At 74.2% G+C, this 15,569-nt stretch carries 16 protein-coding genes; 12 read left to right on the top strand and 4 right to left on the bottom strand.

Features of this window, described 5'->3' with window-relative positions; genetic code table 11:
• The first annotated feature begins 9 nt into the window (after positions 1-9).
• From ABFY07_RS34925 to ABFY07_RS34940, 4 genes are read left to right on the top strand one after another with little or no spacing between them, the layout of a single operon-like run.
• Entirely contained in the window at positions 10-810 is an 801-nt protein-coding gene (locus tag ABFY07_RS34925; RefSeq protein WP_065959986.1) for an ABC transporter permease, read from the top strand.
• A 55-nt stretch (positions 811-865) separates the two neighbouring features.
• Positions 866-1,630, top strand: coding sequence for an ABC transporter permease (locus ABFY07_RS34930; RefSeq protein ID WP_428837063.1), 765 nt, complete (start codon positions 866-868; stop codon positions 1,628-1,630).
• Positions 1,631-1,651: 21 nt separating this feature from the next.
• Positions 1,652-2,668, top strand: a complete 1,017-nt coding sequence (locus ABFY07_RS34935; RefSeq protein WP_346178352.1) for an ABC transporter ATP-binding protein — start codon at positions 1,652-1,654, stop codon at positions 2,666-2,668.
• Complete coding sequence (locus ABFY07_RS34940) at positions 2,665-3,459, top strand: DUF1707 SHOCT-like domain-containing protein (RefSeq protein WP_346178353.1); 795 nt, start codon at positions 2,665-2,667, stop codon at positions 3,457-3,459. Before ABFY07_RS34935 ends, ABFY07_RS34940 begins: the two co-directional genes overlap by 4 nt.
• Before the next feature lie 7 nt (positions 3,460-3,466).
• Here the strand turns inward: ABFY07_RS34940 and ABFY07_RS34945 are convergent, their stop codons facing one another.
• On the bottom strand, positions 3,467-4,075 hold the full coding sequence (locus ABFY07_RS34945) for an ester cyclase (RefSeq protein WP_346178354.1): 609 nt from the start codon (positions 4,073-4,075) through the stop codon (positions 3,467-3,469).
• Between the two features lie 131 nt (positions 4,076-4,206).
• Complete coding sequence (locus ABFY07_RS34950) at positions 4,207-4,932, bottom strand: SDR family oxidoreductase (RefSeq protein WP_346178355.1); 726 nt, start codon at positions 4,930-4,932, stop codon at positions 4,207-4,209.
• A gap of 130 nt (positions 4,933-5,062) precedes the next feature.
• On the opposite strand from ABFY07_RS34950, the gene ABFY07_RS34955 reads away from it, so the two are divergent.
• Entirely contained in the window at positions 5,063-6,001 is a 939-nt protein-coding gene (locus ABFY07_RS34955; RefSeq protein ID WP_346178356.1) for a LysR family transcriptional regulator, read from the top strand.
• Positions 6,002-6,016: 15 nt separating this feature from the next.
• Here ABFY07_RS34955 and ABFY07_RS34960 read toward each other — a convergent pair whose 3' ends face one another.
• Positions 6,017-7,324: an SGNH/GDSL hydrolase family protein gene (locus ABFY07_RS34960; RefSeq protein ID WP_428837064.1), complete on the bottom strand. Its 1,308-nt coding sequence runs from the start codon at positions 7,322-7,324 to the stop codon at positions 6,017-6,019.
• Between the two features lie 307 nt (positions 7,325-7,631).
• On the opposite strand from ABFY07_RS34960, the gene ABFY07_RS34965 reads away from it, so the two are divergent.
• The 5 genes from ABFY07_RS34965 to ABFY07_RS34985 all read left to right on the top strand — a co-directional run bounded on the left by ABFY07_RS34965 (position 7,632) and on the right by ABFY07_RS34985 (position 12,141).
• Positions 7,632-8,933 carry a DUF445 domain-containing protein gene (locus ABFY07_RS34965; protein WP_346178408.1) on the top strand — a complete coding sequence of 434 codons (1,302 nt, stop codon included), beginning with the start codon at positions 7,632-7,634 and terminating at the stop codon, positions 8,931-8,933.
• Positions 8,934-9,029: 96 nt separating this feature from the next.
• Entirely contained in the window at positions 9,030-9,851 is an 822-nt protein-coding gene (locus ABFY07_RS34970; protein WP_346178358.1) for a class E sortase, read from the top strand.
• Positions 9,852-9,912: 61 nt separating this feature from the next.
• Positions 9,913-10,221, top strand: a complete 309-nt coding sequence (locus ABFY07_RS34975; RefSeq protein ID WP_346178359.1) for a DUF6412 domain-containing protein — start codon at positions 9,913-9,915, stop codon at positions 10,219-10,221.
• 209 nt (positions 10,222-10,430) lie between these two features.
• Positions 10,431-11,198, top strand: coding sequence for a YidC/Oxa1 family membrane protein insertase (locus tag ABFY07_RS34980; protein WP_346178360.1), 768 nt, complete (start codon positions 10,431-10,433; stop codon positions 11,196-11,198).
• Positions 11,199-11,286: 88 nt separating this feature from the next.
• Positions 11,287-12,141 (top strand): fumarylacetoacetate hydrolase family protein, encoded by an 855-nt coding sequence (locus tag ABFY07_RS34985; protein ID WP_346178361.1) that lies wholly within the window; start codon positions 11,287-11,289, stop codon positions 12,139-12,141.
• On the opposite strand, the gene ABFY07_RS34990 is transcribed toward ABFY07_RS34985, so the two are convergent.
• On the bottom strand, positions 12,128-13,237 hold the full coding sequence (locus ABFY07_RS34990; protein ID WP_346178362.1) for a Gfo/Idh/MocA family oxidoreductase: 1,110 nt from the start codon (positions 13,235-13,237) through the stop codon (positions 12,128-12,130). The two genes, ABFY07_RS34985 and ABFY07_RS34990, sit on opposite strands and share 14 nt — an antisense overlap.
• A 56-nt stretch (positions 13,238-13,293) precedes the next feature.
• On the opposite strand from ABFY07_RS34990, the gene ABFY07_RS34995 reads away from it, so the two are divergent.
• Together ABFY07_RS34995 and ABFY07_RS35000 are read left to right on the top strand one after the other, a co-directional pair.
• Positions 13,294-14,418 carry an ROK family transcriptional regulator gene (locus ABFY07_RS34995; RefSeq protein ID WP_346178363.1) on the top strand — a complete coding sequence of 375 codons (1,125 nt, stop codon included), beginning with the start codon at positions 13,294-13,296 and terminating at the stop codon, positions 14,416-14,418.
• A 180-nt stretch (positions 14,419-14,598) separates the two neighbouring features.
• Positions 14,599-15,567, top strand: a complete 969-nt coding sequence (locus ABFY07_RS35000) for a hypothetical protein (protein WP_346178364.1) — start codon at positions 14,599-14,601, stop codon at positions 15,565-15,567.
• Positions 15,568-15,569: the final 2 nt, after the last annotated feature.

Raw genomic sequence — 15,569 nt, forward strand, 5'->3', positions numbered from 1 at the left:
GGGCGGTCCATGCGGCTGTACGCGGCCGTCACGATGAGCGGCTTCAGACGCTACGCGACGTACCGGGTCGCCACCGCGGCCGGGATCTTCACCAACACGGTCTTCGGCTGCATCGTCGCCTACACCTATATGGCCCTGTGGGACCAGCGGCCGCACCTGGGCGGCTACGACCTCTCCCAGGCCCTGACCTTCGTGTGGATCGGCCAGGCGCTGCTGGCGGCCGTGGCGCTGCTGGGCGGGGGCTTCCAGGAGGAGCTGCAGGAGCGGATCCGCTCGGGGGACATCGCGGTCGACCTCTACCGACCGGTGGACCTGCAGCTGTGGTGGCTGGCCGGGGACCTGGGCCGGGCCCTGTTCCAGCTCCTGGGGCGCGGGATCGCGCCGATGGTGCTGGGCTCGCTGGTCTTCGAGCTGACGCTGCCCCGCTCCGCGCTGACCTGGGTGTGGTTCCTGCTGTCGGTCGCCCTCGCGGTGTGCGTGGGCTTCGCGGTGCGCTACCTGGTCGCGCTCAGCGCCTTCTGGCTGCTCGACGCCTCGGGGATCTCGATGATGAGCGGGCTGCTGTGTCTCTTCTTCTCCGGCATGATCCTTCCGCTGAACGTCTTCCCGGGGGAGCTGGGCGAGGTGGCGCGGACGCTGCCGTGGGCGGCGATGCTGCAGGTGCCCGCCGATGTCTTCCTCGGGGAGCACCGCGGGCTCGGGCTGGTGCGGGCCTTCGCCTTCCAGGCGGGGTGGGCGGCCGTGCTGCTCGCGGCGGGGCGGGTGCTGCAGTCGGTCGCCACACGGAAGGTGGTCGTGCAGGGTGGCTGAATCGCTTCGCTCCCGCGCGTACCACGGGCTGCGCGCCTATCTGCTGATCGTCGGGATGTGGGTGCGCTCCACGATGGCGTACCGCACCTCGTTCCTGATCATGACGGTCGGGAACTTCGCGGCGACCGGGCTGGACTTCGTCGTGATCGCGCTGATGTTCTCGCACGTCGGCACGCTCGGCGGCTTCACCCTGCCCGAGGTGGCCTTCCTCTACGGCACCACCAGCACCGCCTTCGGCCTCGCGGACCTGATCCTGGGCAGCATGGACCGGGTCGGCCGCCGGGTCAGGGACGGCACGATGGACACGCTGCTGGTGCGGCCCGTCCCGATCCTCGCCCAGGTGGCCGCCGACCGCTTCGCGCTGCGCAGGCTGGGCCGGATCAGCCAGGGGCTGCTGCTGCTCGTCTGGTCGCTGGTCCGGCTGGACATCGACTGGACGGTCGACCGGGTGCTGCTGGTGCCGGTGATGCTGCTGAGCGGGGGCGCGATCTTCGGGGCGGTCTTCGTGGCCGGCGGAGCCTTCCAGTTCTGGGCCAACGACGCCTCCGAGGTGCAGAACTCCTTCACCTACGGCGGCAACACCCTGCTGCAGTACCCGCCGACGGTCTTCGGGCGGGAGGTGCTGCGCGGCGTCACCTTCGTCATCCCGCTGGCCTTCGTCAACTGGCTGCCCGCGCTGCACATCCTGCGCCGGGACAACCCGCTGGGCCTGCCGGGCCAGGTGGGCTTCGCCGCCCCCCTGGTCGCGCTCGGCTGCTGCGCGCTGGCCGGGCTGGTCTGGCGGCGGGGGCTGCGGTCGTATCGGAGCACGGGGAGCTGAGAGGGGTTGAGGGGAGCCGGGATGGACGGGTGCGCGGACGACGACTTCATCGAGCTGGACGGGGTCGAGAAGGTGTTCCAGGTGCGGCGCCGGGCCGGGCTGCTGCGCCGCGAGCGGCGCGAGGTGCGCGCCGTGGACGGCATCAGCTTCCGGGTGCCGCGCGGCGAGATGGTCGGCTACATCGGGCCCAACGGCGCCGGGAAGTCCACCACGATCAAGATGCTCACCGGGATCCTGGTGCCCAGCGGCGGCCGGCTGCGGGTGGCCGGGATCGACCCGTCGCGCGAGCGCACCCGGCTGGCGCGGCGCATCGGCGTGGTCTTCGGGCAGCGCACGACCCTGTGGTGGGACCTGCCGCTGCGCGACTCGTACGCGCTGGTGCGGCGGATGTACCGGATCCCCGACGGCCGGTACCGCGAGAACCTGGACCGGTGCGTGGAACTCCTGGACCTCGGCGCGCTGCTCGAGGTGCCGGTCCGTCAGCTCTCCCTCGGCCAGCGGATGCGCGGCGACATCGCGGCCGCCCTGCTGCACGACCCCGAGGTGCTCTACCTCGACGAGCCGACGATCGGGCTCGACGTGGTCAGCAAGGCGAAGGTGCGGGAGTTCCTGCGCGAGGTGAACGCCGAGCAGGGCACGACCGTGCTGCTGACCACCCATGACCTGACCGACATCGAGCAGCTGTGCGAGCGGGTGATGGTCATCGACCACGGGCGGCTGGTGTACGACGGCGGGCTGGCGGGGCTGCACGCGGTGGGTGAGAGCGAGCGGACGCTCGTCGTCGACCTGGAGCGGGAGCTGCCGCCGATCGAGATCCCCGGCTGCCGGACGGTGCGGGTGGAGGGGCCGCGGCAGTGGCTCGCGTTCCCGGCCGGGAGCAGCGCCGCGCCGCTCGTGGCGGCGGTGGCCGACGGATATCCGCTGGTCGACCTGTCGGTGCGGGAGCCCGAGATCGAGGACGTCATCGCCCGGATGCTGTACCCGGCGGGGAAGACTGACGCGGCCTCGGGGCCCGGCCCGACTAGTCTGTCCGTATGACGAGCGGTGCATCCTCGGGGGACATGGCGCCCCGACCCCAGGCCGGGCCGCAGATGCGGGCCTCGGACGCCGAGCGCGAGCGGATCGCCGAGGCGCTCAGGGAGGGCGTCGCCGAAGGACGCCTCACCATGGAGGAGTTCGAGGAGCGCCTGGACGCGGCGTACAGGGCCCGGACCCACGCCGAACTCGAACCGCTCGTACGGGACCTCCCGGTGCCCGGCCGCCCGTCCGCCGCCGATCCCGCGCCCGCGGCCGAGGGCGGCTGGGCGGGGCGGATCGGCTCCACCCCGACCTCCCGGACCGGGATCGCGGTCATGAGCGGCTTCCAGCGCAAGGGCCGCTGGACCGTCCCGCGCCGCTTCACCTCCTTCGTCTTCTGGGGCGGCGGCGAGATCGATCTGCGCGAGGCCCGCTTCGAGGACCGCGACACGGTGATCCGCTGCTTCGCGATCATGGGCGGTATCCAGGTGACCGCCCCGCCGGACCTCGATGTCCACGTCGGCGGCGTCGGCATCCTGGGCGCCTTCGACCACAGCGGGCCCGGCGAGGGCTCGCCGGGCTCCCCCCGGGTGACCGTCACCGGCCTCGCCCTGTTCGGGGGCGTGGCCGTGGAGCGCAAGCTGCGCAAGGAGGAGCGCCGGCGCCTCAAGGAGGACCGCAAGCGGTTCCTGGCCGAGCGCCACGCGGAGCGGCGGGAACTGCGGGCCGAGCGCCACGAGGAGCGGCGCGAGCTGCGGGCCGAGCGGCGCGAGCGGCGGAGGTCCCTGGACAGGCGCTGGACGGACGACTAGACGGGTATCAGCCGTTGACGCCCAGCTGGGTCAGCAGGGTCTGGTTGTCCTCGATGTGCCAGTCCTCGATGATCTTGTCGGTCCCGACGTGCTGGATGTCGATGGCGTTGAAGTCGACCTTCTGACCCTTGCCCTGGACACCGTTGAAGGTGCCGGTGAAGTGGCCGCGGAAGACCAGCCGGGCGGTGATCTTGTCGCCGGTGACCAGCAGGTCGGACAGCTCACAGGTCAGGTCCGGCACGGCGGTGCGGAAGTTCTTCGAGGCGAAGGCCGGGCCGGTGGGGCCCTGCGGGCGGCCCGCGGGCAGGGTGTTGTCCTTGAACCGGGGGCTGACGGCGGCGTCCAGGTACTTCTGCTCCCCGGTGTTCCAGAAGGTGTACAGCTGCTGGGCCAGGTGGACCTCCTGGGCCGCGCGCCTCGAGCCGATCGAGCGGTCCACGGTGAGCGCCTGGGGCCGGACCAGGTCGGGCGAGCGGTCGATCAGGTGCTGCGGCCAGGCGCGCGAGGACGGGCGATGGTCTGTGTCGTGGGCGTAGCCGGCGGCGGCGGTGGCGCCGGCCAGGCAGGCCGCGGCAACGGTGACAGCGGCGGTGCGGGTGAAGGTGCGCGAACGCATGAGTTCTCTTCCTCGAGTCAGGGGGTCACGCCTGGGGGTTCCGGGCGTGCCGGGGTGGCCGGCCCGTGCCTGTGACGGGTCGGAAACGAGTGCGGCGGACGGGTTCGGCGGGCGGGTTCGGCGGACGGGGGTCAGGCCAGGCGGCCGCCGCCGTCGACGTGCAGCACGGTGCCGGTGACGTACGGGTTGTCGATGGCGTAGAACACGGCCTTGACCAGGTCCTCCGGGCTGCCCACCCGACGGGCCGGGTTGCGCTCGGCCACCCCCCGCAGGAACGCCTCCTTGTCGGTGCCCAGGCCGTCCCAGGAACCGCTGTCCACGATGCCGGGGGAGACGGCGTTCACCCGAACCGGGGCGATCTCCACCGCCAGCGCCTGCACCAGGAAGGCCAGGGCGCCGTTGGTGGTGGCCATCACCGTCCGCGCGGGCGCCGGCCGCCAGGCGGCCACCCCGGAGAAGAAGGTGAACGAGCCGTTCTCGGCCACCTGCCCGGCAAGGTGCTTGGCCAGCAGCAGCGGGCCGATCACCTTGGCCGAGAAGGCCCGCTGCACATCGGCGAGTTCGAGGTCCTTCAGCGGTCCGTTGGCCGGCATCGCGGCGGTGGAGACCAGGTGGTCGAACCGTCCCACCTGCCCGGCGAAGTCGATGATCGACCGCTCGTCGGCGAGGTCCAGGGCGAGCACCTCGGAAGGCCCGGAGAGCTCACCGGCCGTCCACTCCAGCTTGCGCGGATCCGGACCGGCCAGCACGACAGCGGCGCCGGCCGCCGAAGCGGCCTTGGCGAGCGCGCGCCCGGTGCGCGAACCCGCGCCCACCACGACAAGCCGCTGCCCTTGGAGGGCTGTGTCATCGGACATGGGAGAACTCCTTCGAGCCGTTGGGGATCGGCCGTCCGCTGTTCTTCGCGGCGGCGACACCACCGACCCTCTCCCAGCCCACTGCCATGAGTCCAAGGCATGTTTTTTATCGCGGAGATAAAATCGGCTTATGGCGATCCCGACGCTCCGGCAGCTCGAATACCTGGTCACCGTGGTCGACACCGGGACCTTCACCCGCGCCGCCGAGCAGCTGCATGTGACCCAGCCCGCGCTCTCCCACCAGATGAGGGCCCTGGAGAGCGCGGTCGGGGGGCCGCTGCTCGAACGCCTGCCGCGCTCGGTGCGGCTCACCCCGATGGGCCGGGCGGTGCTGCCGCATGCCCGCGCCGCCCTCGCCGAGGCCGAACGCCTGCACACGGTGGCCCGGCGTACGGCCGGCCTGGAGGAGGGTGAGCTGGAGGTCGCCGTCATCTACTCGATCAGCCTCGGCATCCTGCCGCCGGTCCTGCGAGCCTGGCACCGCCTCCACCCCGGTGTGCGGATCCGGCTGCGCGAATACCCGCACGCCGACAAGCTCCAGGCCGCCATGACCGCCGGCCGCGCCGACCTCGCCATCGGTCCCGCACCCACCGCCTGGGAGGGACCGATCCGCGAACTCGGCACCGAGGAGTTCGTCATCGTCCTGTCGGCCGACGATCCCACGGCCGGCGACCCGACGGCCGACCACCCCACCGGCACGGTCGCCCTCAGCCGACTCGCGGACCGCGCCTGGGTGCACTACGCCCCCGACAACGGTCTCGCCGACCTCCTCGACCAGGTCTGCGCCCAGGCGGGCTTCATACCGCACGCGGCGATCCGCGCCGAGCAGACCTCCGCCGCACCTCTGCTCGCCGCGGCCGGACTCGGCCCGGCCCTGGTGCCGGCCAACATCGTCCCGGCCCACTTCGACGGCGTCCTGCTCCGCCCCGACCCCCCGGTCCGCCGCGCCCTCACCGCCTACACCCGTACCCGTCCCGACCCCCTCACGGTGGCCTTCGCCGACCTCCTCGCCCACCAGGCTCGGGTCAACCCGCCCGGATTCCCGGCGCCGCGGGCTCGGGCCCGGTGACAGGACACCCCCTGGCTACAGCTCGGCCGCCGCGCCGCCCTTGAGGTCGTCCAGGTCGAGTGCCCGCGCCATCGCCCGGTAGCCGTCGTCGCTGGGGTGGAGGTGGTCGCCCGAGTCGTACGCGGGGCGCAGCCGCAGCGGGGAGACCGGGTCGCGCAGCGCCTGGTCGAAGTCGACCACGGCGTCGAAGACCTCGCCCGACCGGATCCGCGTGTTGACCTGCTGGCGCACGGCCTCCAGCCGCGGGGTGTAGCCGCGGTGGCCGTAGAAGGGCGCCAGGGTGGCACCGACGACGCGCAGCCCGCGCGCGTGGGCCTGCTCGGTCAGCCGCCGCAGCCCCCCGACGATCGCGTCCGCGTCGGTCTGGTGCGGGGGGCGCAGTATGTCGTTGACGCCCAGCTCGACGACGACGGCCTTGACGCCCGTACGGGAGAGCACGTCGCGCTCGAAGCGGGACAGGGCGCTGGGGTTGTTCGGCGGCACCTGGGTGCCGTCGGTCAGCACGCGGTTGCCGCTGATGCCCGAGTTGAGCACGCTGTAGCGGGGGGCGTCGGGCTCGGTGCGCAGCCGCTCGGCGAGGAAGTCGGTCCAGCGGTGGTTGGCCCCGGCGGTGGAGGTGATGCCGTCGGTGATGGAGTCGCCGATGACGGCGACGGCGCCGTGGGCCTCCGTGCTCCACACGTCCACGGCCGTCAGATAGCGCCAGTACGGGCTCTGCTCGGTGTAGGCCGCCCCCGCGGTGTCCTCCGTACGGTCGCCGCGCGCCAGGTAGGAGGTCTGGCGGGCGTGCGGGTGGTAGGTCACCGAGCCGGAGGCGCGCGGGGTGTAGGTGGTCACCAGCAGGTCGGCGGCCTCCGGGATGTCCAGCCGCACCGGGTCGCTGGTGGCGGCCTGGCCGGGCGGGATGGTCACCCACGAGCGCTCGCCGAAGGTGAGGCGGCGCATGGTGCCCGCGGCGGCGGTCGGGTTGCTGGGCGCGGCCGCCAGGGCGAGCGAGGCGTGGGTGATCGTCAGCGGGCGGGCGCTGTAGAGGTTGGAGAGCTGGATGCGCGCCTGGCTGCCGCCGACACTGGTGTGGACGACGTTCCTTATCGACATGCCGGCGTAGCCCCGCAGCGTGTTGGGCTCGGCCGCGGCGGCGGACGTGGACCAGGTGCCCACCCAGGTGCCGGCCGAGGCCGGGGCGGCGGAGCCGCCGGACTTGCGGGCGGCGGCGTCGAGGCTGCCGTCGCTGTTGCCGACTCCGACGAATATCGCGGTCGAGATGAGGACCACCACCGCCGCCAGCGCAGCGAGCACGGCATAAGCCGTGCGTCTGGGCATGGGGGGCACACTCATGGACGGGTGTCTCCTCGGGCAGACGGAGCCTGGGCTTCCCAACCCTGGGCTTCCGAAAGTGGACGATAACTGCGAGAAATCAGCCGCGCCGATGCGGTCCGGTCGGTTCACCATGATCCCATGGCCCCGGCCGCGTCCGCCCGTCGGCCTGCCCCCGGCGTACGGGGCCGCTCGCCCACTCAGACGATGGGAACCGCCCGTACGTTCCACTCCATAGGCGACTGACATAGGAAAGAGACAATGACCGAGGGGACGGCTCGACCGGGTGGAGCGAATGGACCGGATGGACCGGATGACGACGGGTGAGTCGGGAGCGCCGCCGCCCGCGGCCTTCTCCTTCGACAGCCCCCTGGACGTGGAGAAGCGCCGCGGCGTGCGCCGCATGAAGACCATCGCGACGGCGCTGCTGCTGGCCGTCGCCGTGGTGTACGCGCTGGCCACCTGGGCGCGGTCGGCCGGCGCGGGCGGCTGGGCCGGTTACGCGGCCGCGGCCGCCGAGGCCGGCATGGTCGGCGCCCTGGCCGACTGGTTCGCGGTGACCGCGCTGTTCCGGCGGCCCATGGGGCTGCCGATCCCGCACACCGCGATCATCCCCACCAAGAAGGACCAGCTGGGCGTGAGCCTCGGCGAGTTCGTCGGCGAGAACTTCCTGTCCGGCGACGTGGTGCGGCAGCGGCTGAGGACCGTCGGCATCGGCAGCCGGCTGGGCACCTGGCTGGCCGAACCCGCCCACGCCGACCGGGTGACGGCCGAACTGGCGACGGCGCTGCGCGGCGCGTTGCGGGTGCTGCGCGACTCCGACGTGCAGGCCGTGGTGGGCGAGGCGATCACCCGGCGCGCCGACGCGCAGGAGATCGCGCCGGGCCTGGGCAAGATGCTGGAGCGGATCGTCGCGGACGGCGGGCACCGCCGGGTCGTGGACCTGGTGTGCCTGCGCGCCCACGACTGGCTCGTCGAGCACAACGAGTCGGTGATGGAGGCGGTGGCGGGCGGCGCGCCCGGCTGGACGCCGCGGTTCGTGGACAAGAAGGTCGGCGAGCGGGTCTACAAGGAACTGCTCCGGTTCGTCAGCGAGATGCGCGACATGCCGGCCCACCCGGCGCGCGGGGCCCTGGACCGCTTCCTCACCGACTTCGCGGGCGACCTCCAGTCCGACACCGACACCCGCACGCGCGTGGAGCGCCTGAAGACCGAGGTGCTGGGGCGGGGCGAGGTGCAGGACCTGATCGCCTCGGCGTGGGCCTCCGTACGGGCGATGATCGTCGCGGCGGCGGAGGACGAGCGCAGCGAGCTGCGGCTGCGGGCGCGGGCGGCGATCCTCTCCCTCGGCGCACGGCTGGCCACGGAGGAGCGGCTGCGGGCGAAGGTCGACGGATGGCTGGAGGACGCGGCGGTGTACGTGGTCACCACCTACCGGGACGAGATCACCTCGCTGATCACCGAGACCGTGGCGGGCTGGGACGCGGAGCACACCTCGCGGAAGATCGAGGCGCACATCGGGCGGGACCTCCAGTTCATCCGGATCAACGGCACGGTCGTCGGCGCGCTGGCCGGGCTGGTGATCTACACGGTCTCGCGGCTGCTGGGGGCGTAGGGCGGGCGTGCCGGCCCGGCGTTGCTCCGGGGAGGGCGTGGCTCTGGAGAGTGCGGGCCGCAGGGCCTATGGTGCCCCGACCGGAGGGAGGTCGGCGTGCGGCGGCAGCGGTTACCGGTGGTCGTACGGGGGCGGCGCACGCGGCGGGCGGTCCTGGCGCGGGTCCTGTGGACCGGCGCGGAGCTGGTCGTCACCCTCGGTCTGGTCATGCTGCTCTTCGTCGTCCACCAGCTGTGGTGGACCAACCGGCAGGCGCGGGAGGGCGCCGAGCGGGAAGTGGCCGCCCTGGAGCGGGAGTGGCGCGCCGGGGGCGCGGACGGGGACGGCTCGGCGGGGGAACGGCCCGGCGGTGACTCGTCGGGGGCCTCGCCCGGCGCCTCCGCTCCGGACTCCGGCCGCGCCGGGGCCCGTACCTCCCCTGCGGCCGCCGGACCCCGGAGCCCGCGCCGGGACCAGACCTACGCCGTGCTGCGCATCCCCCGCATCGGGCTGACCGCCCCCGTGGCCGAGGGCATCAGCAGGGCCGGGGTGCTCAACAAGGGCTACGTGGGCCACTACCCGAAGACCGCGCAGCCCGGCCAGGCGGGCAACTTCGCGCTCGCGGGCCACCGCAACACGCACGGCGAGCCGTTCCGCCACCTCGACGAGGTGCGCCCCGGCGACACGATCCGGGTCGAGGTGGCCGACGCCCGCTACACGTATGTCGTCGAGCGGACCCTGGCGCGCACCTCGCCCTCCGACGGCACGGTCGTCGCGGCGGTGCCGCACAGTTCCCGGCATCCGCGCTACCGCTACACCGAGCCGGGGTACTACATCACGCTGACGACCTGCACCCCGGAGTACACCTCCCGGTACCGGCTGGTGGTGTGGGGCAGGCTGAAGGCGGCCGAGCCGCGCGCTGTCGGTGGCGGCGGCTAGACTCTTTTTCGAACTCAAGTAGCGGGGCAGGCAGGGGAATCGCGCGGGGAGGGGGAGTCCGATGGTCCATCGCGTGGAAGTGCTGCGGGCGCACCTCGGCGTGCTCCTGTTCCTGCTGACGGGATCGCTCCTCACCCACACCGGCCTGATCAGCGCCGTCGCCCTCGCCGCGACCGCCGCGATCGCTGCCGCGCTGCTGACCTGCGCGCTGCTGGCCGCCCGCTGTCTCGCCCCGCTTCCGCCGGGGCGAATACGCACCGCGATACGGGACAGGGAGCGCCGCACGGCGTTCCTGGCCCAGCGGGATCCCGACGCCTCCGGCCGGCCGCGGCCGCGAGCGCCGGGCCGTCGCCTGCCGACGGCCGCGTAGGGACTCTTCTCCCGCAACCCGCAACCCGCAACCCGCATTCGGGCGCGTCCCGTTCCGGGCGCGTCCCGCGTTGGGGCGCGTCCCGTTCCGGGCGCAACCCGCATCCGGGCCCTGAAGCCCGCGCGGCTCGTCACGCCGACTCAACCGGATCCCACCGATTCCGGGACCGCGTTCCGGCACCACGACGAGACCCCGTGGAGGGCTTTCCCATGTCCGTTTTCGCCTCGCTGGGCACCCTGCTGTCCTGGCTCGCCGACCGTCTCGCCCCGCTGTTCGGGGCGTCCGCGACGGCCGCCGCGATCGTCCTGTTCACGCTGTGCGTGCGCGCCGCGCTCCATCCGCTCGCCCGCGCGGCCGTGCGCGGCGAGAAGGCGCGGGCCGCGCTCGCGCCCAAGATGGCCGAGCTGAGCCGCCGTCACAAGGGCGATCCGGAGCGGCTGCGGCGCGCCGTGGCCGAGCTGTACGAGAAGGAGTCGGCCTCGCCGCTGGCGGGCTGTCTGCCGACGCTCCTCCAGCTCCCCGTCTTCTTCGTGATGTACCACCTGTTCTCCACCGGCAGCGGAGCCGGTGACCTGCTGGAGCACACCCTGGCGGGCGCCCCGCTGGGCGGCCGGTGGGGCGGCGACCCGACTCCGCCGCACGGCCCGGTCTACCTCGCCCTGTTCGCGCTGATCGCGGCGGTCGCCGCCTGGACGTACCGCCGCGCCGTCAAGGCGGCCGCGGACCGGCCGGCCGCCCCCGGGGTCCCGGCCGGCGCGGCCAGGCTGCTGCCCCTGCTGTCGTTCGGCACGCTCGTCACCGCGGCCGTGGTGCCGCTCGCGGCCGGGCTGTACCTGGCGACCAGCACGACCTGGACCGCGGTCGAGCGGGCGCTGCTGCACCGTCAGGGCCCCGACGAGAAGGCGGTCGCGAAGGGCGAGGAGCGAGTCGTGAAGGCCAAGAAGGGAGCCCGAGGGACCGGCCGGTCCAGTAGGTGAACGGAGTCTTGCGGAGTGGACGTGGCTCTTGGAGGATCGCCAGCCAGGGAGCGCCCCTTTGACCCTTCGACCTACGGGAGTCATCAGGATGAAGCTGCTGCGTGTCGGACCGGCGGGGGCCGAGCGCCCGGCGGTGCTCGACGAGACGGGCACCCCGCGCGATCTGTCGGGCCTGGTCGAGGACATCGACGGGACCCTGCTCGCCGATGAGGCGGCGCTCGCCCGGATCCGCGAGGCGGCCGCCTCCGGGGAGCTGCCCGCGCTGGACGCCGGCTCCCGTATCGGCCCGCCCCTGGGCCGTATCGGCAAGATCGTGTGCATCGGGCTGAACTACCACGACCACGCCACGGAGACCGGCGCGGCGATCCCCGAGGAGCCGATCCTCTTCATGAAGGCCCCGGACACGGTCGTCGGCCCCGATGACACGGTCCTGGTGCCGCGCGGCAGCGTGAAGACCGACTGGGAGGTGGAGCTGGCCGTCGTCATCGGGCGGACGGCCCGCTACCTGGAGTCCGATGAGGAGGCCCTCGCCTCGGTCGCGGGCTACGCCGTCGCCCACGACGTCTCGGAGCGGGCGTTCCAGATCGAGCGCGGCGGCCAGTGGGACAAGGGAAAGAACTGCGAGACGTTCAACCCCCTCGGCCCCTGGCTGGTGACCGCCGACGAGGTCCCCGACCCCCAGGCGCTGGCCCTGAGGCTGTGGGTCAACGGCGAGCTGAAGCAGGACGGCACCACGGCGGACCAGATCTTCCCGGTGGCCCAGGTGGTCCGCTACCTCAGCCAGTTCATGACCCTCTACCCGGGTGACGTCATCAACACCGGCACCCCGGCGGGCGTGGCCTTGGGACGGCCCGAACCCAAGCCGTACCTGCGGGCCGGGGACGTCGTCGAGCTGGAGATCGACGGGCTGGGGCGGCAGCGGCAGGAGCTCAAGGGAGCGTGACCGTGCGGCCCTCCGCGGCCGAGGTGCGGGCCGCCTCCAGGACGCGGAGGGCGGCCGCCGCCTCGGCGGCGGTGACCGGCGGGGCGCCGCCGGTCCGCAGGGCGGCGGCGACGGCGCGGTAGTAGGCGGGGTAGTCGCCCGGGAGGGTGGCCACGGGCTCGCCGCCGCCGGTCAGGGGGGACTCCCCGGCGCCCAGCCGGCCCCAGGCGGCCTCGGGCTCGGTGCCCCAGGGGGCGCCGCCGTCGGTGCCGGGGCGCAGGCCCTCGCGGAGGGCGGACTCCTGGGGGTCGAGGCCGTACTTCACATAGCCCGCCTGGCTGCCCAGGACCCGGAAGCGCGGGCCGAGCTGGGCGGCGGTCGCGCTCATCCACAGGTGGGAGCGGACGCCGCCGGCGTGGGTGAGGGCGACGAAGGTGTCGTCGTCGGTGCGGGCGCCGGGGCGGCGGACGTCGACCTCGGCGTAGACGGAGGTGACCGGGCCGAAGAGGGTGAGGGCCTGGTCGACGAGGTGGCTGCCCAGGTCGTACAGCAGCCCGCCGATCTCGGCCGGGTCGCCGGACTCGCGCCAGCCGCCCTTGAGCTGGGGGCGCCACCGCTCGAAGCGGGACTCGAAGCGCCGTACGTCGCCGAGCGCGCCCTCGGCGATCAGCCGGCGGAGCGTACGGAAGTCGTTGTCCCAGCGGCGGTTCTGGAAGACGCTCAGCAGCAGCCCGCGGCGCCCGGCCAGCGCGGCCAGGTCCTCGGCCTCGGCGGCGGTCGCGGCGAGCGGCTTGTCGACGACGACCGGCAGCCCGGCCTCCAGGGCGGCGCGCGCGAGGGGCACGTGGGTGCGGTTGGGGGAGGCGACGACGACCAGGTCCAGCTCGCCGGCGCGCGCCCACAGCTCGTCCGCGGAGGCGACGAGGCGCGCCCCGGGGTACGCCTCGGCGGCCTGCCGCTGCCGCTCGGGGCTGGAGGTGACCACGGTGTCCAGGACGAGGCCGTCCGTGGCGGCGACGAGGGGGGCGTGGAAGACCGAGCCCGCCAGGCCGAAGCCGATCAGGGCGACGCGTGCGGGGGTGGAACCAGGGGTGCCGGTGTCAGCCAGGGAAGCCATGGGAGCCACTTTGACAACAGTGTTGCGGAAGCGCAAGCGGCGGCCACAATGGTGGCGTGAACAGTGGCCTGAACAGCGGCGTGCCCGGAGCCAACCTGTCCGCCCTGCGCGGCCACAACGCGGCGCTCGTCCTCGGCCTGCTGCGGGACGCGGGTGAGGGCGGGGTCAGCCGCCTGGAACTGGCCGCGCAGACCGGGCTGACCCCGCAGGCCGTCAGCAAGATCACGGCCCGGCTGCGGGCGGACGGGCTGGCCGCCGAGGCGGGCCACCGGGCGTCCACCGGAGGCAAGCCGCGCACGGTCCTGAGGCTGGTCCCCGGCGCGCGCCGGGCGATCGGGCTGCACCTGGACCGCGACGAGCTGACCGCCGTCCTCGTCGACCTCGCGGGCACCACCCTCGGCCGGCGCACGGTCCCCTTCGACTTCGGCGCCGGGGCGGCGAAGGCGCTCGCCGTGGCAGGGCGCGAGGTCGAGGCGCTGCTCGCCGAGGCGGGCGGCGGCCGCGACGGGCTGCTGGGGGCCGGGGTGGCCGCGCCCGGGCCGCTCGACCACGGGTCCGGGGTGCTGCGCCGCGTCACCGGCCTCCCCCGCTGGGACGGCTTTCCGCTGCGGGACGCGCTCGGCGAGCTGCTCGGCCTGCCCGTCGTCCTCGACAAGGACACCAACGCCGCCGCCCTGGGGCTCACTGTCGGCCGCGCCCGGCGGCCCGCCGGGTCCTCGCCCGCCGGGTCGTTCGCCTATCTCCACCTCGGCACCGGCCTGGGCGCCGGGCTCGTGCTGGGCGGGGCCGTCCACCGGGGAGCCCGCACCGACGCGGGGGAGTTCGGGCACCAGGTGATCCAGCTGGACGGGCCGCCCTGCGGCTGCGGCAACCGGGGCTGCCTGGAAGCGCTGTGCCTGGCCGCCGTCGCGGACGGCGACCCGGCCCGGGCGGCGCGCCTGCTCGGCGTCGGCGCCGCCAACCTCGTACGGCTGCTGGACATCGACCGGGTGCTGCTCGGCGGCCGGGTCGTGCTGGCCGCCCCCGAGCCGTACGCCCGCGGCGTGGCCGCCACGCTGGCCGCGGACGCGGCGCGGGCCGGCGGGCGCGCGGTCCCGGTGGACGTGGTCGGGCAGGGCGGCCCGGTGGTGGCGGAGGGCGCGGCGCAGCTGGTGCTGGCGCCGCTGTTCGCGGTGGGGTGAGGGCCGCCGAAGGGCTGACGAGCCGACGAGCCGAAGAGCCGATCGGGTGAGGATCCGATGGGCCGATCGGGTGAATTCCGACCGCCGGTTGTGGGCCTTCGGCACACCCGGCCGCGTGTCGGCCGCCCGGGCGTGGAAGGCAACAGGGCACCCGGGAAAACACGGCAGCAGAGGTCGCCCATGCGCTCGCCCTCCCCCCTCGTCGTCCGAGCCGCCAAGTCCACCGCCGTCCTCGCGCTCGCGCCGGTCCTGTGGTGCGGCCCCGCCGCGCACGCCCTCCCGCACGCCGCCGCGGCCGAGCCCGGGTCGGTGCCCTCTTGCGGGCGGCGCGGCAGCTCGGAGTTCCCGATCGACGCCCGGCTGTACGGCGGGCCGAAGCGGTATCCGCCCGGCGGCGGCTGGCGCGCCTGGCACCTGGAGCTGCGCAACACCACGCGCGCCGAGTGCCGCGCCATCCACCCCATCGCGATCCTCGTCGACCGCGGGCGCGCCCTGCGGCCCGGCCACATCCGGATGGAGTTCCTCGACCCGTACGGCGAGAACCCCGACGGCGGCACCTGGCGGCCCGTGTCCTTCGAGACCACCGACGAGCACGAGAACATCGGGGTCTTCGGCGACCCCTTCCCGGGCTTCACGGTGCCCGCGCGCGGGCGCGTGGAGGTCGCGGTGCGGACCCGCTTCACCGACTCCGCGCCCACCGGGCCCGTGACCGCGAACGTCATCACGATGCAGCGCCGTGCGGACGACGGGGACTGGGTCGGCCAGTCCGACGACTACGACTTCCGCGTCGAGCGCGCCGGGGAGGCGGGGACGGACCCGGACGAGCGCGCGGACGGGAACGCGGCGGCGGGGGACGGCAGGGTGACGGGGGAGACGGGGACGCCTCGTACGGAGGGGACCTCCACCGGCGAGCCCCCCACCAGCGCGCCCAGCCCCGACGGGACCGGTCGCGAGGCCCGTCCCGAGAGCCCCGGCGGCTCCGGCAAGGAGGCGGCCGCCCGCGGCGAGGACGGCGACCAGGAGGTCATGCCGCCGGCACTCGCCGCGACCGGCCGGGACGCGGTGCTCCTCGGGCTCGCCGCCGTCAGCGGCGCGCTCGTCCTCACCGGGGCCGCCCTGGTGGCCATGTCCCGGCGCCTGCGGCGGTGAGG

Origin of the sequence: Streptomyces sparsogenes subsp. cuspidosporus (assembly GCF_039532705.1) — a bacterium.
In the GTDB taxonomy this organism is placed as follows: domain Bacteria; phylum Actinomycetota; class Actinomycetes; order Streptomycetales; family Streptomycetaceae; genus Streptomyces; species Streptomyces sparsogenes.